At 42.1% G+C, this 26594-nt stretch carries 16 protein-coding genes, 1 tRNA gene, 2 rRNA genes and 7 pseudogenes; 13 read left to right on the top strand and 13 right to left on the bottom strand.

Annotated features, from left to right (window positions below):
• Positions 1-29: 29 nt before the first annotated feature.
• A pseudogene (locus ITG09_23805) lies at positions 30-383 on the bottom strand (IS5/IS1182 family transposase).
• A gap of 51 nt (positions 384-434) precedes the next feature.
• On the opposite strand from ITG09_23805, the gene ITG09_23800 reads away from it, so the two are divergent.
• The 5 genes and pseudogenes from ITG09_23800 (at position 435) to ITG09_23780 (ending at position 5770) form a co-directional block, all read left to right on the top strand.
• On the top strand, positions 435-821 hold the full coding sequence (locus ITG09_23800; protein ID UPR54376.1) for a helix-turn-helix domain-containing protein: 387 nt from the start codon (positions 435-437) through the stop codon (positions 819-821).
• A gap of 750 nt (positions 822-1571) precedes the next feature.
• Positions 1572-2978, top strand: a complete 1407-nt coding sequence (locus ITG09_23795; protein ID UPR54375.1) for a hypothetical protein — start codon at positions 1572-1574, stop codon at positions 2976-2978.
• Between the two features lie 280 nt (positions 2979-3258).
• Positions 3259-3759, top strand: coding sequence for a hypothetical protein (locus tag ITG09_23790; GenBank protein ID UPR54374.1), 501 nt, complete (start codon positions 3259-3261; stop codon positions 3757-3759).
• Between the two features lie 433 nt (positions 3760-4192).
• Positions 4193-4510 (top strand): IS66 family insertion sequence element accessory protein TnpB, encoded by a 318-nt coding sequence (locus ITG09_23785; GenBank protein UPR54373.1) that lies wholly within the window; start codon positions 4193-4195, stop codon positions 4508-4510.
• Between the two features lie 156 nt (positions 4511-4666).
• Positions 4667-5770: pseudogene (locus ITG09_23780) on the top strand (IS66 family transposase).
• A gap of 400 nt (positions 5771-6170) precedes the next feature.
• Here ITG09_23780 and ITG09_23775 read toward each other — a convergent pair.
• Both ITG09_23775 and ITG09_23770 read right to left on the bottom strand, forming a co-directional pair.
• Positions 6171-6749 (bottom strand): porin family protein, encoded by a 579-nt coding sequence (locus tag ITG09_23775; protein UPR54372.1) that lies wholly within the window; start codon positions 6747-6749, stop codon positions 6171-6173.
• Between the two features lie 90 nt (positions 6750-6839).
• Positions 6840-7163: pseudogene (locus ITG09_23770) on the bottom strand (alpha/beta hydrolase).
• Positions 7164-7463: 300 nt separating this feature from the next.
• Here ITG09_23770 and ITG09_23765 point away from each other — a divergent pair.
• The 3 genes and pseudogenes from ITG09_23765 to ITG09_23755 all read left to right on the top strand — a co-directional run bounded on the left by ITG09_23765 (position 7464) and on the right by ITG09_23755 (position 9992).
• Positions 7464-8126, top strand: a pseudogene (locus ITG09_23765) (DNA-binding response regulator).
• A 50-nt stretch (positions 8127-8176) separates the two neighbouring features.
• The gene (locus ITG09_23760) at positions 8177-9496 is read left to right on the top strand and encodes a HAMP domain-containing protein (protein ID UPR54371.1); all 1320 of its coding nucleotides are present in this window, start codon (positions 8177-8179) and stop codon (positions 9494-9496) included.
• Between the two features lie 220 nt (positions 9497-9716).
• A complete protein-coding gene (locus tag ITG09_23755; protein ID UPR54370.1) occupies positions 9717-9992 on the top strand; it encodes a hypothetical protein in 276 nt (91 codons plus the stop codon).
• Positions 9993-10497: 505 nt separating this feature from the next.
• On the opposite strand, the gene ITG09_23750 is transcribed toward ITG09_23755, so the two are convergent.
• Together ITG09_23750 and ITG09_23745 are read right to left on the bottom strand one after the other, a co-directional pair.
• Positions 10498-11538 (bottom strand): IS481 family transposase, encoded by a 1041-nt coding sequence (locus tag ITG09_23750; protein ID UPR54369.1) that lies wholly within the window; start codon positions 11536-11538, stop codon positions 10498-10500.
• 108 nt (positions 11539-11646) lie between these two features.
• Positions 11647-11835, bottom strand: a pseudogene (locus ITG09_23745) (IS5/IS1182 family transposase).
• 276 nt (positions 11836-12111) lie between these two features.
• Between ITG09_23745 and nrtS the strand changes: the two are divergent.
• The 3 genes from nrtS to ITG09_23730 are packed head-to-tail and all read left to right on the top strand — an operon-like array spanning position 12112 to position 14052.
• Positions 12112-12351, top strand: a complete 240-nt coding sequence (gene nrtS, locus ITG09_23740) for a nitrate/nitrite transporter NrtS (GenBank protein UPR54368.1) — start codon at positions 12112-12114, stop codon at positions 12349-12351.
• Between the two features lie 2 nt (positions 12352-12353).
• Positions 12354-13283 carry a chemotaxis protein gene (locus tag ITG09_23735; protein UPR54367.1) on the top strand — a complete coding sequence of 310 codons (930 nt, stop codon included), beginning with the start codon at positions 12354-12356 and terminating at the stop codon, positions 13281-13283.
• Between the two features lie 37 nt (positions 13284-13320).
• Complete coding sequence (locus ITG09_23730) at positions 13321-14052, top strand: EAL domain-containing protein (protein UPR54366.1); 732 nt, start codon at positions 13321-13323, stop codon at positions 14050-14052.
• 677 nt (positions 14053-14729) lie between these two features.
• Here the strand turns inward: ITG09_23730 and ITG09_23725 are convergent.
• From ITG09_23725 to ITG09_23715, 3 genes and pseudogenes are all read right to left on the bottom strand, one after another.
• Positions 14730-15620: pseudogene (locus ITG09_23725) on the bottom strand (IS5 family transposase).
• A gap of 292 nt (positions 15621-15912) precedes the next feature.
• Entirely contained in the window at positions 15913-16143 is a 231-nt protein-coding gene (locus ITG09_23720) for a hexameric tyrosine-coordinated heme protein (protein UPR54365.1), read from the bottom strand.
• Between the two features lie 1192 nt (positions 16144-17335).
• A complete protein-coding gene (locus ITG09_23715) occupies positions 17336-17932 on the bottom strand; it encodes a type IV toxin-antitoxin system AbiEi family antitoxin domain-containing protein (protein UPR54364.1) in 597 nt (198 codons plus the stop codon).
• A 472-nt stretch (positions 17933-18404) separates the two neighbouring features.
• Here ITG09_23715 and ITG09_23710 point away from each other — a divergent pair.
• Both ITG09_23710 and ITG09_23705 read left to right on the top strand, forming a co-directional pair.
• A pseudogene (locus tag ITG09_23710) lies at positions 18405-19397 on the top strand (tyrosine-type recombinase/integrase).
• 166 nt (positions 19398-19563) lie between these two features.
• Entirely contained in the window at positions 19564-21192 is a 1629-nt protein-coding gene (locus ITG09_23705) for a hypothetical protein (GenBank protein UPR54363.1), read from the top strand.
• 85 nt (positions 21193-21277) lie between these two features.
• Here the strand turns inward: ITG09_23705 and ITG09_23700 are convergent, their stop codons facing one another.
• From ITG09_23700 to ITG09_23680, 5 genes are all read right to left on the bottom strand, one after another.
• Positions 21278-21709 (bottom strand): hypothetical protein, encoded by a 432-nt coding sequence (locus ITG09_23700; protein UPR54362.1) that lies wholly within the window; start codon positions 21707-21709, stop codon positions 21278-21280.
• Positions 21702-22970: a site-specific integrase gene (locus tag ITG09_23695; protein ID UPR54361.1), complete on the bottom strand. Its 1269-nt coding sequence runs from the start codon at positions 22968-22970 to the stop codon at positions 21702-21704. Before ITG09_23695 ends, ITG09_23700 begins: the two co-directional genes overlap by 8 nt.
• 87 nt (positions 22971-23057) lie before the next feature.
• Positions 23058-23148 (bottom strand) — tRNA-Ser (locus ITG09_23690).
• 85 nt (positions 23149-23233) lie between these two features.
• A 5S ribosomal RNA gene (gene rrf, locus ITG09_23685) occupies positions 23234-23349 on the bottom strand.
• 184 nt (positions 23350-23533) lie between these two features.
• A 23S ribosomal RNA gene (locus ITG09_23680) occupies positions 23534-26423 on the bottom strand.
• Positions 26424-26594: the final 171 nt, after the last annotated feature.

Raw genomic sequence — 26594 nt, 5'->3', positions numbered from 1 at the left:
TTAGTCAACACGACAAGTTTCAGGCATACCTACCCTGTAAGCTTGTTCAATGCTTTTATCATCACGAAAGCTTCACCCACCTTTGCATTGTCGTTTCTTAAGCTCAGTTACCCTCCTAGCAACTGTTTAATTCGATATATCGCTATTTCTGAGATTGAACGTTTGTGGTATCCATTCCGCTCTTTCCAATACTTATTTAAGCCCTATAAATTCTGGCAACCCACGGCGAGATTTTGCGGGCGACCACGCTCCTAGAAGGCGACCCCTTCTCTTGGGGGAATAAGGGCAATGGCTCTCTTAATCTTAGTAGCAGCGTGGCAAACTCTCGTGTCGTAAGCGCCATCACCAGACACCTCAATGATACTTCGGCGTGTTTGTTTTATACCAATTCCGTTAATTTTATGATCTATTGAGGACTCTTAAAAGGAGTCCTTATGAAGCATGATTTTCCGAGTTTGATTAATTCCACATCCAACGCTCGACTTAAAACACGTTATTTGGCTGTTTCTCATTTTGTTGACAGTAAAAATCACCTTGAAATAGCTAAGTACCTTAAAGTTAGCAGAGTAAGCGTTAATCAATGGGTTAAAGCATATCTCGATAATGGTCTTGAAGGGCTTCAGGAGAAAACATACTCAGGTAGACCTCACCGCCTAACTGACGAACAGAAATCGCAATTCAAAGAATATGTTGTCGAACATGCCATTAATAAGAATGGTGGTCGTCTCCAAGCGAAAGACATTGGGCTTTATATAGAAAGTAATTTCGATACATCATATAAGAGTCAGCCCTCTATCAGTTATTACATGATACCGCTCTGAGTTGGATTACTACTCGCTCTAAATATTCTAAGCAGTCAGTTATGAGTGATACCTTTAAACCAAGCCCTAAAAAGACTCGTCCCCAATAATGTGATAATGCACATGACTCTATAGCCAGCAGGGTATTATCTGGAAGTTGACCGATTGTATGGAGTAATCTGTCTCGATGAACCTTACGGTTTGGCGAGATAGTTCCGTCAATATTCAATACGCATACTTGAAAGAAATCCTTGGCTAAATCGATACCGACAACTTTAATGGACATGGTTGTTACTCCTACTTTTTAATAGCTGTACCTTTAGTGCGGTACAACAACGCTAGAAGGGAAGTGCGCCCATCACATCGAAGCCGCCGCAGGCCGCTAAGACGACAACTTCGTCGGTTCTTAAGACTTTTTTTTTAATCCAACTGCATTTAATAGTGTTTTTTGTTTTAAATCAAAATCTTAAGTTAGGTTAATAATGAGAGCTCCGCATTTCATAAAATAAAATATTGGACTTTATATTTATTTTTTATCTAACCACTCCGTCTCATAATTGAGATTAATTGAATTATGTTCGCCTTTCTCTTTACAGAAAATTAATTTTGTCAGATTATTTCCACCAATTGAACAGTGTTTTATTTTAATTTAGGAAATTTACATCTAAAGCCTACGTTCAAAATTTTGTCCAAAGGACCCGTATTTTTCAAAGTAAATACAACCATCACTTTTGTCATGGTTCGATTTTTCATGAATAAGGATTAGCAAATATGAAATTCACACAGATTACTTCATTAATAATCATGGGATTATCTGTTACCGCTTGCGGTGGTGGAGGTGGGTCATCGAGCCCAAGCTCTTCTGGTTCTACTAAGTTGACAGTGGCAAGCACGCCAACACCTAAAACATCAATGACATCGGTCACGAATACGGCATCGAATGTGACAGTTCCTGCGTTAGTCGGGCAAAGTGCTGATATTATTCCAATGAACAACAATATAATTCATGTTGTTCGTGGTCTTATGTTTGCTCAGGAAGCTCAAAGAGGACAAGTGTTAGCAGACAATACGTGGCTTAATCTCTACTTATCAACCGATCTTGATTTAGCGTATGGCGGTGATATTCCAACGGTAAACATAATGATGTCGCTACCGACTGTTATCCAACAAGGGGCTATTGCACGTTGCTATAGTTCAAATAATCTAACGGTAAAACAGGAAGGTCGGAAGTTATATATTGACGGTGCTATTTCGGAATATGAAACAGTCACAAATCGTCTACCAGGAAACAAATTAGTTAGTCATTGTTTAACCAAAAAAAAGTTGTCAGAATTTACGTTTAATAACTCTGTAGTAAATGAAGCATTATTTGTCGAAGCAATTGATACTGTATCTTATAAAGATTCAAGTACAATAGGGCAAGCGTTTTTACCCACGTACCAATTTACCGCTTTGGTTTATGAACATAATTTAAAAAAATTGCACGGTGATGCCTGGGCTATAATGCAGAACGAATATATTAACGATGCTGCCAAAGAGCTGGGGAATCACCTTTTTAAACAAAGTTTGAATTCAATCGATATTGATATTACCCCCTTAACTAACGAAGCGTTAATTGATTTTGATAGTTTAGATAAATCTCAATTGCTAATCGGTAGTATTTGGGGATCGCCAGGTGCCGGCACTGCGGACAAACGTTGGTGCAAGATTGTCAATTTCCCTGAAAATTCACATGCAGATACGATAAAATATCAAACAGTGATTGCGGTCAACTGTGCTCGTTCGACAAAGCGTTGGTGTGGTACCAAATATTACAATAAAGCTTTAGACGCCGTAGCACCAATCGCTTGGAGTGATTCGGCAGCTCGAACAGCTAAGCTAACAGCGTACGCAGAGAAACTGAGAGCGACCATTACAAAATCTCAATCTAACCTGCCTAACGTATCACCGGTAAGATCACATTCTGCTATAAAACCTTTGTTTGGTGACGGTTATCCACAAACCAATACCATACTGAATCAAAGTAATAACGCAGGTTCTGCCTCTCAAACTGGGCGTACAATTTCATGCCAAGACATCATGAATCCAAGTCATACTGAAATCGGAATCGGATATAGCAACTCCCCTGCTAGTACAACCAATACTATGCATGATTTCTGGACTCATCAGTTAAATTAGTCGAGCAAAGATATTACAATTGAAACAGTATCAAGCTCAGAATAAGACGATAGCTCATAATGGTTTGCCGAGAAAGTCGTCATTGATGGTAGTAAAATTAGCTACGCAATATGGAATAAGCTGAATTTGTAACTTTGATTAACGAGTTATTCATCTTAGTACTAGTTAAATTTTTGGGTATTAAATACTTGGACTACATCGCCGATCAGAGTTAACACAGGGTCAAAAAAAACGGTAAGCTTCGGGATTAAGGTCAATTAAAGAGTCTCTGTAAGTCGTCATGGTAGGGAAGTGTGGCTGTGTTCAAGCGCAGCTAAAAAAGTTAGGAGGTAAGGCCATTGATTGCTTCTATGCAGCTTTCAAAGAAATAGTGCCTAAAGGCCATACCTGTTACGACACAACAACTATTTTTGGCCATGGCCGTTTTAAGGCTATATACAAGATATTTAGTTATAGGGGAAACAACATGAAAAAGGTAGCATTCTGGCTGATGTTAGTCACGGCTTCACTCGTTATTATGGGGTGTTCTGCTAAACAAGCCTCACGACTGGGTTTTCGCCAAAGCACTGTCACTCGGAATGCACAACAGATGTCCAACATAGAAGTTTGCGAAGTACAACTCTATAGAAGAAGCACAACCCAATCACGGGCAGCTGTAGCTAGTGAGTGGTCTCGCCGTAAACTTTCTCGCTCGTATTGTGATGATGCTTTAAATGAACTGTATATTGCTACATTCACAAAATGGCTAATGAAAGAAAATAAAAGTCCCCCAAATAATTAAATTCTGGCAGGCTTGCTGAGAATTTCTTCGGCTTTGAGCCTGTTGAGTAATTAAGTTTAGAGCGATCCCGTTTCGTATATTTCTTAGTCAGTACGACAGGTTTCACGTATACCTAACCCAGCAAGCTTATTCAACACTTTTATTCTGTGGATACAGAAAACTACAAGTGTACCTGTGGATGAATACCTTTGGAGATGGCACGATGACTAAATGCAATATTACACCTCGTACCACAATGTTTATTACATGAAATGTCACGTAGTTTGGGTAATTAAGTACCGTCGGAAAATCCTGAGTCCTGGTATGTGCAGCTACCTACGGAAAGTTATACCAAAGTTACTGCGAAGTTTACCGTAAGCGCACCATGAAGCCCGCATTCTAATCTTTCAGCACGAAGAATAAGATCAACTCTCCAACCCAAAGGAGAGTTGAAATGGCAAAACGACGCACCAATCTAGAATGGCAAACACTGTTTGAACAATATGAAAGCAGCAATATTACACAGCGTGCTTTTTGCGAACAACATAGACTGAGTTTATCCACGCTCTTCGCCAAGCGGCGTCAACTCCAAACAGCAAACCAATCGGAATCTGTCGGATTTGTTAGAGCCGAAATCGTCGAAAAGACAACGAAGTATCAGGCGCAGATAGCTACGGCTAACATGACACTGCTCGTCAATGATGTGGAGTTGAGCATTCCTCAAGGCACGCCAGCGACCTATCTTGCTGAACTCATTGGAGCGTTGTCATGAAAGGTATGCTTAGCGCTCCAGACATTTATCTTTATCGTGAAAGTGTCGATTTTAGAAAGTCCATCAACGGCCTGGCGGCGATTATCGGAAATGATACGGACTTGCCTCTTGGTAACGGGGGCGCTGTTCCTGTTTACCAACAAACAGCTCGATAAGATTAAGGTGCTGGAATATGTTCGCCCTAAGTACGCTTGCCGCCAGTGCGAAAAAGCAGGCGACAGTAGCCGTATCGTTCAGAAGCCATCCCCTCAGAGCCTCATACCTAAAAGCTTCGCCACAGAAAGCTTGCTGGCCAACATCATTCTTGGCAAATACCAATACGCAATGCCACTTTACCGCCAAGAATCGCTGTTTACCCAGTCAGATATCGAGTTATCACGTACCACGATGGCAAGGTGGGTCATCCAAGTCAGCGAGAAGTTCGCTCCGCTGTATGCGGCCTTGAAAGAGCACCTACTCCAACAAGTGGTGGTGCAGGTGGATGAAACGCCACTCAATGTGCTCAAGGAAGAGAAGATGCGTTATATGTGGCTCTACTGCTCAGGCGCTGACTCGCCCGAAGCGGCATTACCGAATGTGAAAAATATCGTCTTGTACGACTATCAAAACAGTCGCGCGAGGGCGTGCCCTGTTGCCTTTTTAGGCGACTACAACGGTTATCTACAAACCGATAGCTACGCGGCTTATGATGGTCTACATCAGGTCACTAATGTGGGGTGCTTAGCGCATGCTCGTCGTAAGTTCATGGATGCTAAGAAGCTTCAAGGGAAAGGTAAGTCGGGAAAGGTTGATAAGGCGCTGGCTAAAATCCAAAAACTCTACGGAATAGAATCACGCTTAAAAGGTGCGCCTGTCGAAAAGCGGAAAGCAGAGCGTCAAGCGTATTCCAAGCCGGTACTGGATGAACTTTACCAATGGATGACAACCCAGAAGGTGATAGGCTCAAGCCCATTAGGTAAAGCGATAAAATACACGCTCGGCCAATGGCCGAAGCTCATCCGCTACGTCGATGACGGTCACTTATCGATAGAAAATAACCGCGCTGAACGTGCAATTAAACCTCTGGTCATTGGCAGGAAGAACTGGTTGTTCTCGAACACAACAAATGGTGCTGATGCGAGTGCGATGATTTACAGTATCGTCGAGACAGAGGAAGCCAACGGCCTAATCCTCTACGGCTACATGGTCAAGTGCATGAAGGACCAGGCGAAAGCTGAGCCTGATATCAACGCACTCTTACCTTGGAACTTCAAACATTAACAGCATCGCCCCGTGGGTTCATAGGGTGTTTACATCCAAGTTTGCATGGACGAGAAGTGTGGACGATGTTGAAACAAGAGCAGATAGATGTAGAAGGTCAGACGGCCTTTGAACGATTCTATGCACTCACAGCGTAATTGTACCTGTAGGGGGATCTGTCACACCTCTAACTAAATTTGTGACAAAACCGTCTTGTCTTAGAGTGCATAAGAGTTCCATCACCTTCAATTACAGCAATTATAAATAAAGATGGCTTCAGAATTTCAGCTCGTTGTTTGCCGTTTTTATAGATATAGTCTGTCACTTTCGATGTATTGCTGAGAACGAACTGAACAGCAATACATCGCCAAGCCTTAATGACTAGAGTTTAGGGAATCTCTATAATTCAAATATAAAGCCTCTAGAAGTCGTACGAAGCACCTATCATAACGGTACTAAACGCTGTGTCTCTGCTTTTAAGTCTTTTACCGTTATTATCAGTGAATTCGATATTTACGGCATCTGCCTGTGAAATCAGACGTAACGTAAGCCTGTCAATTGGAGTATATTCAACGCCAATTCCGAAATGGAAACCGGCACCAGAATCGTCATCAATTTTGTAATTACTACCCTTACCAGAATTCAGGTCAACATAGCTAAGTCCAGCAACAAAGAAAGGTCGTATTGAATTATCAAATGTGTAACCGACATTAGCCGAAACAGACAATGCTGTTGGAGAGAACACTTTGTCACCAACTTTCGAATCGTAGTCACCATAATCGGTGTAGCCAAGTTCAACACCGATAATGCGGTTAAATTGATAACCACCATAAACGCTATATCCCATGCTTTCAGCATCTAGATTGCCACCACCATCGGTATCTGAATCTTGATGGACACCAAAGCCGGCACCAATGTATGAGCCTCCTTCGATATTCGCAGCAAATGTAGGAAATGAAACCAAACCAACTAGGCCTAATAGAAATGTAGATTTAAGCATGTAAATATCCTTTTAACTTGATGTGTCGTAATGAATTTATATTATAGACCGCTTACTCAAGATGAGTAATGAATTTATATTATAGACCGCTTACTCAAGATGAGTAATGAAATTGTATTTTTCCGAGTCTGCTTTCGTTATCCAGTATTCGCCAACTGCCGGGACAGAATCCAAGATAAAGATATAGAAACCAATCCCTTTTTCTCCCAACATAGTTTTAAAGTAGGTCGCTTGCCTACGATGACTCTCGTCAGTGTATGGGAATTATTTGACCGTTTTATCGTCCTCAGCCCAGCTGTGTACACCTATTTACTTATTCAATTCAATTGCTTTGGTGGCGTCTGCACGTTGTAAAATCCGTGGACTACCGGCTGCGAACAGATCTGTGCCGCCAGAAAACACCGAACCCGTGGGGTTACTATTGTAGTCCATGTCTTTTGCTCTAATGAAATCGTTTTCGATAGGGAGACTTTATTGTTTATCTGCCAAATTATCTGTCATGAGTATGTATGGATATGTATACTTTTTTAGGACGTTATTTTTTGTTTCTTATTCATCCACACCACATAAAATTAGCGTAGAACATATTTAACCAATCAGTTTAGGTATTTTTTGCGAAGTAATTAAACTCAATATGCAATATTTATTAAGCTAAAGATGAAGGTAATTCACGACATTTCATTTAAGTTAACACTCGATTAGGTTTGCGGTTGAATGGCAAACTCTAAAATGGTAACCGTGGAAGGCGATCTGTAACTTCAGAAATATTTCAAGATTACTTTGTCGTTCAACATTATGTGTCCTGCCTATGGCTGTAATGTTGCGCAGACCATCCTCATCGAACAACTTGACATCGTATTGCTGGATTTAATGCTTCCTGTAACCGCTAGACTGACAATGTTCCGACAGACGCATACACTCTATAAAGGTAAAGTATTGATACTCACCACTGGTGATGACGACTTTGATCGTATTGCGGGTAAGAAAGGACTGATGACTCTGCCATCAAGCCAATGAAACCAAGATTTCTGCTGGCCTGAGTTCGTTCACTATTACGCTGCCAAAACTGCTTCAGACGGTGGTTCAAATAACCTTCAATTTGATTAACTCGCTCTGAAAAAACATATAATAAATATGAACTTTCAGGTGCAGTTTATCACTCACAGTTCGCGAGTTTGATCGACTTTATTAGCAAGCAATTCAGATACGCCGTAATCACTTGACTATTTGACGAAGATACTGGTTAGCATTGAGTATGACAGGATCGACCGGACGATTAATAACAAGGTTGTGCGCCTAAGACAAATGCTCGGTGACGACCATGCTCGAGCAAAAATAATTCAGATCATTCACGATAAAGACTACTTATTTTTTTAACCGCTAGGTATTAACTTCGCTCACTACGAGCGTAATAAACGAGAACGATTATGCGACGTATTTATTTGGAGTCTTTATTGGGGCTGTTAGTTTGCTTTTTTATTGGTATTGTCGCCTACGAAGTTTCTGTCTATCAACTCAATACCGACTACGACTATGTGCTGCAAGATTACGAAGCGACAGCCCACCAGCAACTCATAGCAAACATCGCAAAAAATCAAGGCCTTAAAGCGGCTCATCAAGCGATAGATCAATTTGTGGAGGCCTCTCAAAATATACTCGTCACGTTCAGTTCAAATGATGAAATACCGGGGCCAGTTTCGGAGTTTTTTAGTACTCACCCGAATAGCTTTATCTTTCACGATGATGAACGAAATCTTTGGTTTCGTTTAGTAGGCAGTGATAACACCTATCATTACCTACCCGATAATCAAGCATTTGTTCGAGAAAAAATAGAATTGGAAGATAACCTCATTTGGGTATTCTTTTTGGCTAGTTGTATCGTTTACGGCGTAAGTCATCTGTTAATTATTTTCCGCCGTGTTAGAAAGCTTGAGGTTGCCACTTTGCGTTTTTCTGAAGGCGAACTCTCGACACGAGCCGAGACTTCAAGTGGTATTGCGATTGGTTCACTGAACAAATCCTTTAACCTAATGGCCGACCGAATTCATCACTTAATTGAAAGTAACCGCTCACTCACCAAAGCCGTTGCTCATGAATTACGCACGCCAATATTTCGTATTCAATGGCAAACTGAAATACTCAAAGACACGCCGCTTAATGAATCGCAACAACACACCGTTGAAAGTATTATCGAAGATACAGAAGAGATGGAAAAGATGGTGGAAGAACTGTTGTGCTACGCCAAATTTGATCGCATTGACCTCGAAAAGCAACCCCAGTCATTAGAGATAAGAGACGTTCTCGAGCACGCGATGACACGCTGGAACAAAGACACAGAGCTCAACATCGACTTATCACTGCCAGAACAACCTAGCTCAATACTAGCGGATGAAACTCTGCTTATCCGAGCCTTAGATAACCTAGTACGTAACGCAATGAAGTTCGCACGTTCACAGATGTCGATTGAAGCCAGCGTGCATCAAGATCAGCTACAGATTGCGGTACATGACGATGGTGATGGCGTAGCACAAGAACACCAGGCTCGTCTGTTTGAACCCTTTTACGTGGGCGATAAAGCGCGTAATAAAGCTAAGAGTGGCCATGGCTTGGGGCTTTCAATCGTCGATAAGATCTGTGCTCAACACAACGCAACCGTGGAGGTTGGTCAGAGCCCAACCTTAAAAGGTGCGGTATTTACTATTACCATTCAGATATGTAATGACTCAGCTGACAAACCCATACAGTAACTACAAAACATCTCTGGAATAATGTCCAACATCGGTCGGGAGATGCTGTCTCCCAATGAACTTATTGAGTCTAGATAATCATGACACGGTCGTTTATGGCTTGTCATTACAGCACTGCTAATTAGTAGCAAAGTAAACCGTTACTTATTAATTCGTACTTTGTTAGCAGTTGAAGCCATAGGCTTACTATCTAAATTCCCAATTATTCTTAAGGTATTTTATGAAAAAGTTATTGTGTGTTTTAGGCGTTATCTCTCTAGCAGGCTGTTCAGGTATTAGCCATAACGATGAGGTTTACACAGCGCATGCTGAAAGCTTCAATATTATCGGTTTCCAAGTACCTGGTAACACTCAAGATCGTGCAATGGAGTTAGTGCCAGAAGGAGCAACGGTTGAGACAATTCGCTCAACAAACTCTGATACAAGCTCTGCTATGGGGATCATCAATCGTATTATCGGTATCGAATACATTCAAGTCGGTGGTAAAAAGCAATAATTTAATTACTGTTCGTTTAGGTAGCAGCTATGTAGATAAATAGCCTAAGCCAGTGACATTGAAGTGACCCCATAAAGTTGGACATTTTTGTTAAGCGGCTTTCAAGGCCTGAGTTCGATATTCTATCGGAGTCAGGCCTTTTAGTTTCACTTTTATACGTTTGCTGTCTTCTACGACTACACCTTCTATTGTGGCTGTTGAAGGGTGTGCTAGCTGCCATTATTGGGGACGTTTCGCTGAACGGTTTAGTCACGATGTACGAATCATTAACCCAAAGAAAGCTAAAGGCAATCTTGAAGGTCCACAAAACTGACGCGAATGATGCGTTAGCTGTAGCGAATGCCGCATTACCAATTGATCTTAAATGCAGTAAGCCCAAAACAATTGACCAGCAAGGACTCCATTTTCTTGAAACCAGTCGTCAGTTATTAACTCGTTCTATGGTTTTGTACTAATTCAGACCTGATCTGACAGTTACCCACTTTTAGACTCGGTGCCTGTCAGATTATATCTGGGCTAAATTCTTTTCAGCCCAGATTGATTTCCCATCCTCTAATGTTTCTATTGGCGTTCTGCCGCAGCACATTTTTCCTTGATGGGTACGATGATTGTTGTAGTAGTCCATCCATTCGTCCAGATCTGTCTGCAACTCTTCCATCGAGCCATACAGTTTTTTTCTGAATGTTACTTGGTAGAACTCATTCAATATGGTCTTGTGGAAGCGTTCGCAGATACCATTTGTCTGCGGTGACATTGCTTTCGTTTTTGTGTGGTCGATATCATTGATGGCCAGATAGAGTTGATAGTCATGTTGATCAACACGGCCACAGTATTCAGTACCTCGGTCTGTCAAGATTCTCAACATTGGCAGCTCATGATTCTCGAAGAACGGCAGAACCTTGTCATTCAACATATCTGCTGCGGTGATTGGTGTTTTTGTCGTGTAGAGTTTTGCGAAAGCTATTTTGCTGTAGGTATCAACGAACGTCTGCTGATAGATACGCCCAACCCCTTTAAGATTGCCAACATAGAATGTGTCTTGAGAGCCTAGATAGCCTGGGTGTGCGGTCTCTATCTCACCACAAACTTCATCATCATGCTTCTTGCGCTCGAGAGCTGCGACTTGCTCTTCCGTTAGAATGATACCGTTCTCAGCAACTTGTTTTTCTAAGGCAATGAGGCGTTTTTTGAAGTTTTCTAGGTCGTTGCGGAGCCAGATTGAGCGCACGACACTTGGAGAGATAAAGACACCCAGTTTACGTAGTTCATTGCTTGTTCTAACTTGCCCATGAGCAGGAAAGTCGATGGCGTATTTTAGGACGGCTTGTTCAGTTTCACTATCGACTCGATTCTTTAAGTTTGGTGTTCTTCTGCTCTGATTAATCAGAGCATCAATACCGCCAGTTTCAACCAACTCTTGATAGCGATAAAACGTGTCTCGAGAGACACCCATAACCTTACAGGCTCGAGATACATTACCAAGCTCTTCTGCAAGATTGATAAGCCCAGCTTTGTGTTTGATGATTGGATTGCTAGTATGAAGCATGAGAGTTACCTCTTATTGTCTTTGATTGATGACTAAGCACCTTTAATCAAAGTGGGTAACTCTCTTCTTTTCAAATTGAAGTGTCAGATCTACTCTGAATTAGTACACTTTAATCATCACAGCTGTTTCAATAGCAGTATCAGGAAATTGAAAGCCTCTACCACGTTTGCCATGGTGGCTTTTGCATTGCCATGCTTCAACGGCAGAGTCGTCAATCCAAAACGTTACTGAGCCTCTTTTGCACAAGGCTTCATTATATTCACTCCAGTTCGTTATCTTCTTCTTAGATTTACCCAAAACATCACCATGTTTTGACTACATGGGATCAGATCGCACTATTGAGGAAAGGTTCAACTGATTTAGTCAACAACGCCATTGACATTTACTTACATCGAATTACGCAACAAAGCCTCAATGCGAAAGAACACTGCTAAGGCACATAGAACTTTTAGCGATTGAATATACTCAATTAACCTTACGTAAGTTGCAGTTGAACACCACTATTAATTTGAACAATCGTTCAATAATATATATGATTCACCAAAACAATACTCATCTAAACAGAGGTTGCAGATGCCTTTAGCTCAGTTTATTAAAACCGCAGGCGAACCTACGATACTGAAACGCTCACTCAAGGTTTCTCTCATAGTTGGCACCATTCTTATGTTCATTAATCACGGTGACAAATTGCTCTCCAGCAACATTGACATAACGCTGATCATTAAGATCTTGATGACTTACTGCGTACCCTTTTGTGTGTCTACCCAAGCCAGCGTTTCTGCAACTCTTCAATCCCGAAAGAAGGCCGTCTAATAATGATATTTTCGTTTAAAAAACCGTCATCGGATATTGTCGAAGTTCATACTAGCCATCTTACAGAACTGAAGAAAGTCTCTGAAAAGTACTCTCTATTCAAACAGAATGATCCCACCGACTATGCGAAGAAAATTTACGTCAATGCGGCCAATGTCCATAAAGCGTCACGAAGTCGTGCTGAGTCGATTAAACAGAGCTATGAGTTAGTGAATCACTTTATCGAGCAGTCAGAAAGTATTAACAAGCTGTCTTGTGAGAGCCATCAATACTCCAGTCAAACGGCAGAAACTGCGGCTAATACCATCGACAAGCTGGAGGCTTTGGAAGAGCAAGTATTAGTTTCCAAAGAAAAGATCTGCCAGTTTAGCGAACTGCTCGAATCACTGAATGAGATTAACAAGAACGTCACCCAATTGGTGGATTCTATTAAAGGTATCGCTGCACAAACAAACCTGTTGGCGCTTAATGCCGCGATTGAAGCCGCTCGAGCTGGGGAGCACGGCCGCGGTTTTGCAGTAGTCGCAGACGAAGTCCGTCAACTTGCGAACACGGCGAATCAGTCTGCTGAGAACATCGACACTGAAATGGCGTCGATTTCAAAGATATCAGACAGCATTTTCAACAAACAAAAAGAGGTTGAGGACGTCATTATTCTTAGCTCAGAAGTAACCAAAAACACCATGCATAACATGAAGAACTTGATGAACATGTCGCTTGATAGTAAAACAGCTTCTAAAACCATCATGGACGCCATTGAGGCTCAACTGTCCGACTCCAACACGGTTAAGCAAAACATGGAAGCCCTAGTTGAAGACACCAAGCTATCAATAAGCCTCTCGGGCAACAACCATGAACTCGCGGAACAGATCCTCAACTCTTTATCTTATCTGCAACTGAATGATAAAACGGACCAGAAAAGAAATGCTTAACTCCGATAGCGTGTAAGCAAACAAGGAAAATTGCGACATGAACCAAAGCCAAACACCACTTGAAACAGGGACTGCTGTTTCACTGAGTGATATCTTAAGTGAGCGTTCACTATATTCATATGTTCAGTCTATTAGAGATCTTAAACGCCAGACCACTTATGGACATGAGGTTTTAGTTCGTGGTCCTTCAGACTCCTTGTGGCATCGACCCGATCAGTTGTTTATCGCTGCTCAATCACAACAACTCAGCAGGCAATTGGAAATTGTCATCCTCGAAGTTCATCTTGAAAACATTGCCGCCCATACATCTATAGGATGTTACACCGTTAATCTTGCTCCTAACCTGTTGTTAGATAAAACCGTATTTCAGATACTAAACCGCTACGCACTGGCTGAAAGAATTAAGATTGAGCTCACTGAACACTTACCGATACGTGACTGGCAACCAATAAAACAGCGAATGGCTCAATTGAGAAAGCAAGGCTATCAGTTCTGGCTTGACGATGTTGGCTGCGGATTTTTTGATTTGGCGCTGATCGATGAAGTCAAACCAGAGGTAGTCAAACTTTGCATCAAAATCATCAGCAGACTTACGTTTGATCCTACTCTAGTTGATGAAATAAAAGCGGTCGTCAAAGCGGTTCATGACTACGGTGGCGCTGTTTTAGCTGAAGGGATTGAGGAGCACGTACAGCTCGATATGGCGGAGCAACTGAACATCGATCTAGCACAAGGCTATCTTTTTGATAAGCCACAGCCACTTATTTGAGTCACAAAAACCTAGTCCTCAATAAAAATCGTACAGTTGGATTTTGATATCCTTATTGTTCTATATATTGAGATTATAAATATAGCCACATTTATCTAAAAATACCAACAAGTATACTTTGCTTCAAGTAGAACAAATCCACCCAACTGAAGAGGTATACCAAATCTCAAAGTCACTCAACATTATCACTCGCGCATGCTCCGCTCTTTTGATTTTCGCAGTAACGCTACAACCACAGAACACACGCATACAAGATCAAGTATAATTGAAATTACCGCACAAGAGGGACAAAACACTGCTCTTGCTGACTTCCTTTCGGTTGGTGCACAACTCGTTAAGAGCTACGATCCTGACACATTGTTCAATAATTAGGAGGGTAGATATGACTTTTTGTAAAGTTTTGTCCAATAGTGTGCACGACCCTGATCTCGTATGACATTAGGGAATGGGTTCTTCTCCGCTTAAATGAGTCTGTAAATTAACAAAAAATATCCGCCTTCTTAGAAGACGGTTTTGCTTTATAGCCCCCTAGAAGGGGGCGTCCACGCTATCAGTTCTTCAATAACTGAAGTTGTTGTTCATACTCTATGTCCTGTTTATCTTGGTGTAGGACATATCGTCGAGGCTTTGTTGCGTAATTAAGTTGAGAGACAGAGCTAACCCGTTTCGTGTGTTTCTTAGTCAATAAGATAAGTTTCAGGCATATCTAACCCTGTAAGCTTGTTCAACGCTTTTATCGTCGCGTAATTTTCACCTACCTATGCATTGTAATTTCTTAAGTTCAGTTGCCCTCCTAGCAACTGTTTAACTCGTTACATCGCTGTTTCAGAGAGTGGACGTTTGTGATATCCAAACCGCTCTTTCCAATACTTATTCAAGCCGTTTAACTTCTGACAACCCACGGCGAGATTTCGAGGGTGACCACGCTCCCATAAGGCTGCCCCTTCTCTTGGGGGAATAAGCGCAACGGCTCGTTTAATCTTAATAGCAGCGTGGCACGCTCTCGTGTCGTAAGCGCCATCACGAGACAACTCAAAGATACTTCGCCGTGTTTGTTTCAGTAAATTCGGGAGTATTTCTCCAACTGTAACCGTTGATAAACTTAGCTCGACGGCAATATGAAGCTTTCGCCAGACTCTACGTTTGCCATCCGTCCCGTGTTTTTTGACTTTCCATTCACCTTCGCCATAAACCTTAAGGCCTGTAGCATCAATAACTAAGTGCTGTATTGCTCCTCTCTTTTTAGTCTTAAATGAGACCTCAACTTGCTTGGCTCTACGACTGATGCAGGTGTAATGTGGACAGCTTAATGGAATATGGGCAAGTCTAAAGATCGAGTCGATAAACCCTTACAGCGCTCTCAGCAATATAGAAAAAACTCGCTTCACCATGAGCGCTGTCGTGATATCTAGATCACTAAACCGACGAGGCCTCCTGCGCTTATTCTGTTTGCTTTGCGCCCACCCGCTTATCGCCTCTTCATCAATCCAAAAGGTCAGAGAGCCACGGTTAATGAGTGATTGGTTGCATTGCTTCCAGTTGGTTGTTTTGTAACGAGGTTTAGACATGAGACTACGAGAGATAGTGGACGTAGCTGATCAGCTCGTAGGCTCTGGATTTAGTTCCATTGAATTACGCAACAAAGCCGGGGTGTTTACCTCGGTAATAGGTGTCGCTTATCCGACAAAAGTTTGTTCCACACATGCTTGAAGAGCTAGTGCGATGAGTATAATCGCACTAGTTAATAGGCTTGGTTGAGGTGCACACCAAGTGATTATGGTAAATCGACCATGTCATTTTACCTACGCACAACGAGTGTAACGTTAAATGGCCTCTACAATCACAAGGCCTTATGTGAATTTAATTATCTCTCCAATAGTTATTAGCCTGAGATACTGTCTGAAAATGCATTGCAATTGTCTTTGATGATTCAATAAGCAGCGATGCACTTTCTGAGTATTCGGGTCTTAACTTATGTAAAACCTCCATGTCTGGTTGAGTTTTCTTTACTCCCATTCTGCTCAACTTAATCGCCAGTTCAAAACCCTCACTAGGCGTTTCTGTGATTAAACTAGGTAACCATTGCTCCATTATTTATTCCTTGCTTTATTAGATGATGGAGGGAAATTAATACCACATTCAAGCTGATAAAGTTAACTTTAAAATCGAGCTTTTAATAGGGCTGGCTCACGCTTTATTAACAAATTTGTTCTCTATAGCACCAAATCCGTAACTACATAGCTATTTTGAACTTAATTGAGCACAGAATTACCTTCTACTTCTTACACCAAGTAGTAAGTACATAACCCACAATGAATTTAATGCTTATACCACTTGCTCAAAATCCATATCAACTCCCATCACCTCGACAAACACTTCTGATATTTGTTCACCGCACAGACTGATTGAACTTCCGTCATTTCGCAGCTGATTTAGTAATTGAAATAGTATGAACCAGCGGTCATTTATTAGTAAAAACCACGTGACCGAGATTATCGAAGAGGTGATTATTTCGGGCTCAATTGCGCCTGTATTTGCCATTCAGTGGGCGCAGGCAAATAAGGTAAAAGATTTAACCTTCCTGAGCTCCGTAGGTATGTAGTGGGTTTGAAAAATAAGCCACATAGTAAATACGTTAACACGATTTATGGAACCCACTCTCTCAGTTAGTCTATATTTAGCGAAGTGGAACTAACTCTGAGGGCTGCATGGTTAAGACCGTATTGCTTCCATTTGGTTATTTTGAAATGAGGTTTAGGCATAAAGTTGAGAGAGGAAGTGAATGTAGCAGATCTAATCGTAGGTTCTAGATTTAACCCCACGAAATTACACACCCTTGTGAGTTTGTGGCGCTTTTTGAGCGATTTACAGTTCAAAAATCAACATGTTACTTTTATGAAAGAACCGCACAATAATGTCCATTTTCATACTTTGTGAATTTTGAGTTATATGAATTTGCTAAGCAGCTATCGACAGTTAACCTGACATTCGTTAACCAGCAAAACAGAATCAAGGGGTTTAAACTAGGTAATGTCACTGTTGCAGTTTAATCGTCTGTAGTTAGTTGTAAAACTACACAAGTATTCAAGAAACTGTATCAGGAAAACGCTTAAATTCTTTGGCTATATGCTTCACACTGGAGCAATTCCACGCTTTAGAGGTGTGTTATGGTCATTGTCCTGAGAATATAGCCGTCGAAGTAATTGCAGCGCTTTCTACAATATGATCGATGTTCAATCTCGCACTCTATAAAACAAGGTAACAACGTGTTAGAAGTAAGTGACTAACCATTGTAGTTTATTATCTCCATATAGGGCATCATTACATTTGTCATTCTGTAATGCTTTACATACTCCCAGAGCTTCCCTTGCTCTAATCTGTTAGCTCTTTTTGCCTCTGTAAGTGCTTCAATCGCCACATCAATCCCGATCTTGTTGCGGAACTTGAAGCAATCAACAATCGTCCGCTCAACGTCCGTTACTAAAACAGGGATGCCATCAACTTGTGTTGAGATCACCCCCAAATCCGTCACGTCCCTGGTACGAACAATCTTAATGCTTGGGTACTCAATATTGGGAGCTCTATCGTTTTTTTTAATGCTGAGCCATATCTGAAAAGGTGCTTGGGTAGTGAGATTGTGGTAACTGAGTGCTGATAGAAGGCAGATAACCCCTTTTTTCGCTCTGACACTGACCTCAGCAAAAGAGTGCATCTCCGATTCTTCTCTACCTACATACCCGTAGAGTCCTCGCTGTAGTTTTTCTATGTCACCTTTTTCCACAGCGCGAGAAAGGGCGGCACGAGTTACATTGAATTTTGCAGCGTCTGAGGTAGTGAATATGGATAGCTTTTTAAGCTTATCGAGTTGTGATGGATTCATTTTTAATGATACGTTTTGTCATACTTAATTTGTACTATATGCCAAAACGTAACATTTTTCTTTCATTCCTTAGATGGTGTAAACAACACTGCTATTGAGCGGAAATAGCTAAACCCATTAAAAATAGCCAACTTCCTACATATCAAAGTGATTCAGATAAACAAAAAATTATGAATTTCATATTTCAATAGATCATATTTCAAAATATAACCAAATCAACATCATTAACTAATTTTAGTGGTTAATTATGGTGGTTTTTGCTGGTTAAAATTCATTAATAAGTTAAATAGATTGGTTGGTTATATTGTGCGATATCGCTTAATTACTTTTTTAAGCGATTGTTATTTAAGCAATAATGTTGGGGTGTGTATTTATTTTATAGTAAAATCATGCACTTATGATTTACCAGTGTTATTGACGGTTTTTTTGTAAATCTGTAACGTAGATCGCAAATAAAAATGAGGTTTGCATCATGAAATGCAGAGATAAGTTTTTGTTTCGCACGGTAGCAGAAACAATGTTCGAACTTGAAAAAGGAACTTACGCTAACTCAACAATAAAAGCATGGAGATCTAAGTTAAAACGTATCGTAACGTTTTTCGGAGAACCTCGACATACGAGATATCGTACGAAGCTGTATTCTTCGCTACTTACATGTACACAATGATCTTACAAACAAAACACTAAATGAAGACCTGACACTTATCCGAAAAGTATTCACGTTTGCAGTTGGGGATCGGCTTATTACACAATCTCCAGTTGATGGTATCCATAACTTACAAAATGCTCCCATTAGCTGTAATCCATTCACACTGAATGATATAACCGTTTAACTCACCAAGCAGCAGCTTGCTCAAGTGTTAAAAATGGGGTCCTTCTGGCTTGCCATACAGGGCTTCGAAAAAGTGAGTGGTTGGCACTAGTTGTTGATGATTATGACCCAGTAAAAAGAGAGCTTAAAGTCGAGAGAGCTTGCGTCGTTAATCACTTTAAAAGGCCAAAAACTACGGGGTCAAAGCGTAGGATTCAATTGTCTAAGACAGCCCAAAAGATAATTGAAAACCAGTTAAGTTTAATCTTTGGCTTAGAGGATCAAGAAATCCATATCACCGAAAATGATCAAAAGACCCGAACCAAACTTACCGCAAAACCTCTATTCCCTAATCTTGATACAGGGAAGTTTTACCAAAAAGATAAAGCAATAGATCGCACCTTTAAAAACTGGCTCGTTACAGCCAACGTAGCTCATCGAGGTGCGAGTCAGGCCCGTCATACATTCGCATCTCAAGCTATTTTGAGTGGGGCAAATCTTTATTGGATAAGGTCTCAACTAGGGCACAACACTCTAGATATGCTTTATAAGCATTACTCAAAGTGGATTGAAGAAGACGCAAAAGACTACCCCAACCTGATTGATTTGCACTTTCAGAAAGCTGCAAATTCGGTCGACAAACCCATCCTTTAATTTGCCTCATTCCGGTGTCTCGACACCGGCTTTCAAAAAGATAACGACATCGTAACCAAGGACACTTTCGCAACACTTTTACTGCGTAAAAGATGAACGAAAGCTTCTTGGTGGGGGCTACGCACCTTAACCCCAACACAACAACACACAAACCGAGGACTACACAATGAAAAATAAAGCCATCACATGTTTTTTCTCTACGCTTCCGTATTCCGGCACAGCAGAAAAACAGGCCAAGCTTAAGAAGTCAGCAGGACATAGTATCCGAGATGAAAATGCGAAATCTGAAACCATTGAATGGAATCCCGACCTCAGTCACCTCAACGAAGTATATATCAATAACCAATGGACGAAACTTGATGAATTGAGCAATGACGATAAATCCCAGTTTATCGAATCTATAAGACTTCCTCAGAAACCTCAAGAAGGCCTAGCTAAATGTAAACAAAGAAAGAGAGCATATAAGAAGAAACTAAAAGCCGTTTTGCAATCAGAAAAGGGAAATACCGAGGGGTCTAATTTTATCACTAAGATTTTAAGCACCCCTGAACATGTCCCGCTTAAACTAGACTCTTTGCTTAATGAAGCTAGGAATATTGATTTCTCTCGCAAGAAGCAGAGGCTGAACGCTTTTGAGAAGTACATTTCACTTCATAACAAACTGGTTTCGTTCCCTAAAAATTTGAACTCAAACTTGGTAGAAGAGTCGATTTTTGTCATTCCACACCGAAATGAAGTTTCTCAGGATCTTCTTTGTGGTAAAGAAATGGCTGAAGCGTTTATGAACTATTATCGCCGATTCTTCAAAGACTATGAAATATTAGCCGTGTTTGTTCATAGCGATGAAAGAAGTCTCAATGAAGATACTGGGGAGCATGTCCACCTCTTCCTTAACGCGCAAAATAGCCGAACTAAAGAGTGGGATCTTAGAGTCGCCAAAGCAAATCTAGCTCAAAAAATGAAGCTCACCTTGAACCGTTCACACTCGCCAATTCAATACAAAAAAGGAGCATGCTTTACGAGAAAGGAACAATCAGAGCATGGAGCGCTGTTGCAGGAATGTTTTCGGCGGTTTATGAATAAAAACCTCTTCATAGAAAAAGGATTGAGCATGGAGTTCAATCAAGAACTTCAGAAAGATAAACAAAAAGTAAAAGAAATGCGCCGGCAAGGAAAGCAAAAAAAAAGTGAAAGGGATTGTAATTATCACACTAGAATGCTGGAAAAGGAGCAACTGCAAATTGAGCAAAAGATCTCATCGAAGCTAGAGGAGTTGAGCCAATTAAATCAACACATCAACGAAGTTAAAAATCAACAAAAGGAGGAACAAGAAAAAATAAGAAGATTACATGTAGATATAGACTTACTACGATCGGATACAAACGCTGCAACTAATCAACTGGATAAAACCTCTACCGTTCTATCAACAGTCAAAGAACAGCTCAAAACGGCAGAATCAAAAGCTCTACACAGTGAAGAAAAAAATGAACAGTTAGAGAAATCGAACTCATATCTAAAAAAGGTGATCGCTAAACTGACTCATACCGTTGTTGAAACGTTAGCTCCCATCTTTCAAGATCTAATGAAATCATTTGTCTTTGAACAAAGGGATGAGAAAGAACTACTGACTTTATTAGAAAGAAGGATGTCAGCTCACATGAAAAAATTGGATGGAAACCCAATACAGCAGGCACTTGTATGTGGGATGAAAGACGCCCTCCTAGATAATAGGGAAAACCTGAACACTGCTTCCCCCAAAAAACGGAGAATGAGTGCCGTCCGAGAGTTCGATTGATAAGGTCTTCATAATAATTTAAAAGGTAAATCTCGTGAGCTCTAAGGTGTTCACGAGATTTGGTTTTTCAAAATGACATTGAGATTCAGCGCTTTATATTAACTTGAATTTCTACTCCTGACACACGATGTACGAAAGTAAAATGCTCTTGGCTTCTAGTGCTAATAAGAACAATTCCTTTCTTTGACATAATGGTCCAATAAGGTAGAACAAAGGCATCAAAACACTCTACGTGTGACATGGGTGGAGGGCTTACGAGCCCTGCAATTTCTCTCAGTGTTTCAAAGTCACCAAACAGTGCCTGCTGTGTTTGCCAATCTATTCCTAATGCCATTAACGACATAGATGTTGTGCTTGGTTTATCTTCGAGGCGCTCAAAAAGCTGATAGAGGCAGTGGATATCTTGATAGTTATACTGTTTCGATAAAGCAAGCAACGAGGTTTCATCCCCTTCAAAATAGCTTTGCTTGAACGCCTTATAAACCGTGTGCAACTCATCATAGTTGAACTTACTCATGTGAGCCTCCCAGTTGAAGTGAGAACTGGTTAACCGCACTAAGCATAAGTTTCAGTTTTGTTTGCTTACCATATCGGCCAAATGTCATTGAGGGGTGATGATGGCCAACGATATCAGCGACTGTAGACTCAGCCACTTCCTTTTGCTTAAGAACATCAATGAAAGTGTGACGGAGGGAGTACGCAGTAGGGCGTTGCCCTGCTTTCAATCCGATCTTAGATAGGAGTCTGCCGAATTGTTGGCAATATTGTTGGCTCCAGTCCTTGTTGAGACCCAGTGGCTTGTAATCGAATAGACCGGTTTTGCTATTGTTCTTACGAAACTCAACATACTCAAGAAAGCCATGTTTGATTAGACTCTGATGAATGGGGACTTGTCGCAGAGCATAACGATTCTTGATCCGCTGTCCGTGCCCCCCATCTGTTACGTTTAAGTAAGGGACTGGACCGCTAACGACCACGTCTTCTGTACGTAGCTGACACACTTCATTCGGCCTCATACCCATATACGTGAGCAATAAAGTAACCCAGTAGAAACCTTTATCCACTTGCTGAAGCTGCTCAGATGAGAAGAGTGTTGAAAGCTGACTCTCTGACCACCTTGAGCGCTGCTTATCAGCTTTTATAGACTTCTTGAAAGTCGCTTTGATATCTGCAGACACGTTTCTTTCAATCAAAGACATGGTCGCACACCAACGTATAAATTGACTTAACGCCGCGTAATAATCTTTACAGCTTTTCGCTGAAAGACTAGAGCTATTGAGAGTCTTAATGTACTCCATCAGTGTCATCGCAGTTATTGTTGATAAACCAGATAGCGCTGTGCTCTCAAAGAAAAAGGTAATGCGCTGTTTCAACTGATGGACAGTCAATGCACTGACCCTTTGAACCCCTTTGAACTCTAGAAAGTGTTCTAACGCTTCACTCCAATGCTTTTCTTCACTCAAACGCTTAGAAGTATGACTTATAGAAGGTATACAACCTAAATGTAAGCGATCATCCTGCTTCTGTGATTGTAAGTTCAGATGGTGGGACAAGATGCCTTTTAGATGCAACTGAAACTCTGAAAAGCACAGAGAATCTGTAGTACGAAAGGCCTCTTTGACAGCACTGACAAGGCTTAAGCCAATGACTTTAGCTAGCTTAGGGTCTTTTGTTCGAAGGCTAATTTTCAGATCGAATGGGAATCCCAACGCTTTCAACTGTGCTGGAGTACAAATCCGTGCGTAATAGACGCCGTGGGGAGATTTTTTTATATACATTGACTTACCTCGTTGTTTCGAAGCAAATTCAAGTCTTACAGATACAAAAAAAGCCTTTGATAATCAAAGGCTTTTTTTGATGAATAGTGGTGGAGGGATAGGGATTTGAACCCTAGAACCGCTATTAACGGTTGCCGGTTTTCAAGACCGGTGCTTTCGACCACTCAGCCATCCCTCCAACAAATTGTTACTAAAATCAGTCTTATTTTTGTGCTGTCTTTAGCTTTTGTTTTTAGTTTTTTAAAACTGAAAACGTAAATAAAGCCTGGCGATGTCCTACTCTCACATGGGGAAGCCCCACACTACCATCGGCGCTATTGTGTTTCACTTCTGAGTTCGGCATGGAATCAGGTGGGTCCACAATGCTATGGTCGCCAAGCAAATTTTGCTTTTACTTTCAGTTTTTTAAAAACTGAAGGCAAAATAATCTGGAAAGCTGCTTCTCTATTTAATAGAGCTATAAAAGTTTCTCACAAACTCATTCAAGCGTTTGTAGTTTTGCTTCTGCTTTTTTAAAAGCGGAAACAAACAGTTTTGAGTCCACAAAACCCCTTGGGTGTTGTATGGTTAAGCCTCACGGGCAATTAGTACAGGTTAGCTCAATGCCTCGCAGCACTTACACACCCTGCCTATCAACGTCGTAGTCTACGACAACCCTTTAGGACACTTATAGTGCCAGGGAAAACTCATCTCAAGGCTCGCTTCCCGCTTAGATGCTTTCAGCGGTTATCGATTCCGAACTTAGCTACCGGGCAATGCCATTGGCATGACAACCCGAACACCAGAGGTTCGTCCACTCCGGTCCTCTCGTACTAGGAGCAGCCCCTTTCAATTTTCCAACGCCCACGGCAGATAGGGACCGAACTGTCTCACGACGTTCTAAACCCAGCTCGCGTACCACTTTAAATGGCGAACAGCCATACCCTTGGGACCGACTTCAGCCCCAGGATGTGATGAGCCGACATCGAGGTGCCAAACACCGCCGTCGATATGAACTCTTGGGCGGTATCAGCCTGTTATCCCCGGAGTACCTTTTATCCGTTGAGCGATGGCCCTTCCATTCAGAACCACCGGATCACTATGACCTGCTTTCGCACCTGCTCGAATTGTCATTCTCGCAGTCAAGCGGGCTTATGCCATTGCACTAACCACACGATGTCCAACCGTGTTTAGCCCACCTTCGTGCTCCTCCGTTACTCTTTGGGAGGAGACCGCCCCAGTCAAACTACCCACCAGGCACTGTCCGTAATCCCGATTCAGGGACCAACGTTAGAACATCAAAACTACAAGGGTGGTATTTCAAGGACGACTCCACCACATCTAGCGACGCGGTTTCATAGTCTCCCACCTATCCTACACATGTAGGTTCAATGTTCAGTGCCAAGCTGTAGTAAAGGTTCACGGGGTCTTTCCGTCTAGCCGCGGGTACACTGCATCTTCACAGCGATTTCAATTTCACTGAGTCTCGGGTGGAGACAGCGTGGCCATCATTACGCCATTCGTGCAGGTCGGAACTTACCCGACAAGGAATTTCGCTACCTTAGGACCGTTATAGTTACGGCCGCCGTTTACCGGGGCTTCGATCAAGAGCTTCGACCGAAGTCTAACCCCATCAATTAACCTTCCGGCACCGGGCAGGCGTCACACCGTATACGTCATCTTACGATTTTGCACAGTGCTGTGTTTTTAATAAACAGTTGCAGCCACCTGGTATCTGCGACTCTCGTCTGCTCCATCCGCAAGGGACTTCACTGATAAGAGCGTACCTTCTCCCGAAGTTACGGTACCATTTTGCCTAGTTCCTTCACCCGAGTTCTCTCAAGCGCCTTGGTATTCTCTACCCGACCACCTGTGTCGGTTTGGGGTACGATTCCTTACAATCTGAAGCTTAGAGGCTTTTCCTGGAAGCATGGCATCAATGACTTCACTACCGTAGTAGCTCGACATCGTATCTCAGCGTTAAGAAAGTCCGGATTTACCTAAACTTTCCGCCTACATACTTGAACCTGGACAACCGTCGCCAGGCCCACCTAGCCTTCTCCGTCCCCCCATCGCAATTGTAAGAAGTACGGGAATATTAACCCGTTTCCCATCGACTACGCCTTTCGGCCTCGCCTTAGGAGTCGACTTACCCTGCCCCGATTAACGTTGGACAGGAACCCTTGGTCTTCCGGCGAGGGAGTTTTTCACTCCCTTTATCGTTACTCATGTCAGCATTCGCACTTCTGATACCTCCAGCAGCCCTTACAGACCACCTTCAACGGCTTACAGAACGCTCCCCTACCCCACATACCCTAAGGTACGTAGCCGCAGCTTCGGTGTATAGCTTAGCCCCGTTACATCTTCCGCGCAGGCCGACTCGACCAGTGAGCTATTACGCTTTCTTTAAATGATGGCTGCTTCTAAGCCAACATCCTGGCTGTCTGAGCCTTCCCACATCGTTTCCCACTTAGCTATACTTTGGGACCTTAGCTGGCGGTCTGGGTTGTTTCCCTCTCCACGACGGACGTTAGCACCCGCCGTGTGTCTCCCGGATAGTACTTACTGGTATTCGGGTTTGCAAAGGGTTGGTAAGTCGGGATGACCCCCTAGCCTTAACAGTGCTCTACCCCCAGTAGTATTCGTCCGAGGCGCTACCTAAATAGCTTTCGGGGAGAACCAGCTATCTCCAGGTTTGATTGGCCTTTCACCCCTAGCCACAAGTCATCCGCTAATTTTTCAACATTAGTCGGTTCGGTCCTCCAGTTGATGTTACTCAACCTTCAACCTGCCCATGGCTAGATCACCTGGTTTCGGGTCTAATCCTAGCAACTGTACGCCCAGTTAAGACTCGGTTTCCCTACGGCTCCCCTAAACGGTTAACCTTGCTACTAAAATTAAGTCGCTGACCCATTATACAAAAGGTACGCAGTCACACCACGAAGGTGCTCCTACTGCTTGTACGTACACGGTTTCAGGTTCTATTTCACTCCCCTCACAGGGGTTCTTTTCGCCTTTCCCTCACGGTACTGGTTCACTATCGGTCAGTCAGTAGTATTTAGCCTTGGAGGATGGTCCCCCATATTCAGACAGGATATCACGTGTCCCGCCCTACTCGTTTTCACTGATGATGAGATGTCGATTACGGGGCTATCACCCTTTATTGCGGCACTTTCCAGAGCCTTCATCTGTCTCATTAAAAGCTTAAGGGCTAATCCAATTTCGCTCGCCGCTACTTTCGGAATCTCGGTTGATTTCTCTTCCTCGGGGTACTTAGATGTTTCAGTTCCCCCGGTTTGCCTCCTGTTGCTATGTATTCACAACAGGATACTTACTTATGTAAGTGGGTTTCCCCATTCAGGAATCCCAGACTCAAAGGTTATTACTACCTAATCTGGGCTTATCGCAAGTTATTACGCCTTTCATCGCCTCTGACTGCCAAGGCATCCACCGTGTACGCTTAGTCACTTAACCATACAACCCGAAAGGGTCTTATGTATGGCAACTAACCAAGGTTTTTGGTTGTCATTAAGAAGGGTTAATTCTTAATGACTGTTTGCCGGACTCAATGTGATTCAAACGAATTTGAATCGAATACAAGACACTTGAATGTGTTTGTTGTGTTTATACCGTTCTTATTAAATA

Source organism: Vibrio cyclitrophicus (genome assembly GCA_023206055.1).
Classification (GTDB): Bacteria; Pseudomonadota; Gammaproteobacteria; order Enterobacterales; family Vibrionaceae; genus Vibrio; species Vibrio cyclitrophicus_A.
This window is presented reverse-complemented; position numbering and strand designations above follow the sequence as displayed.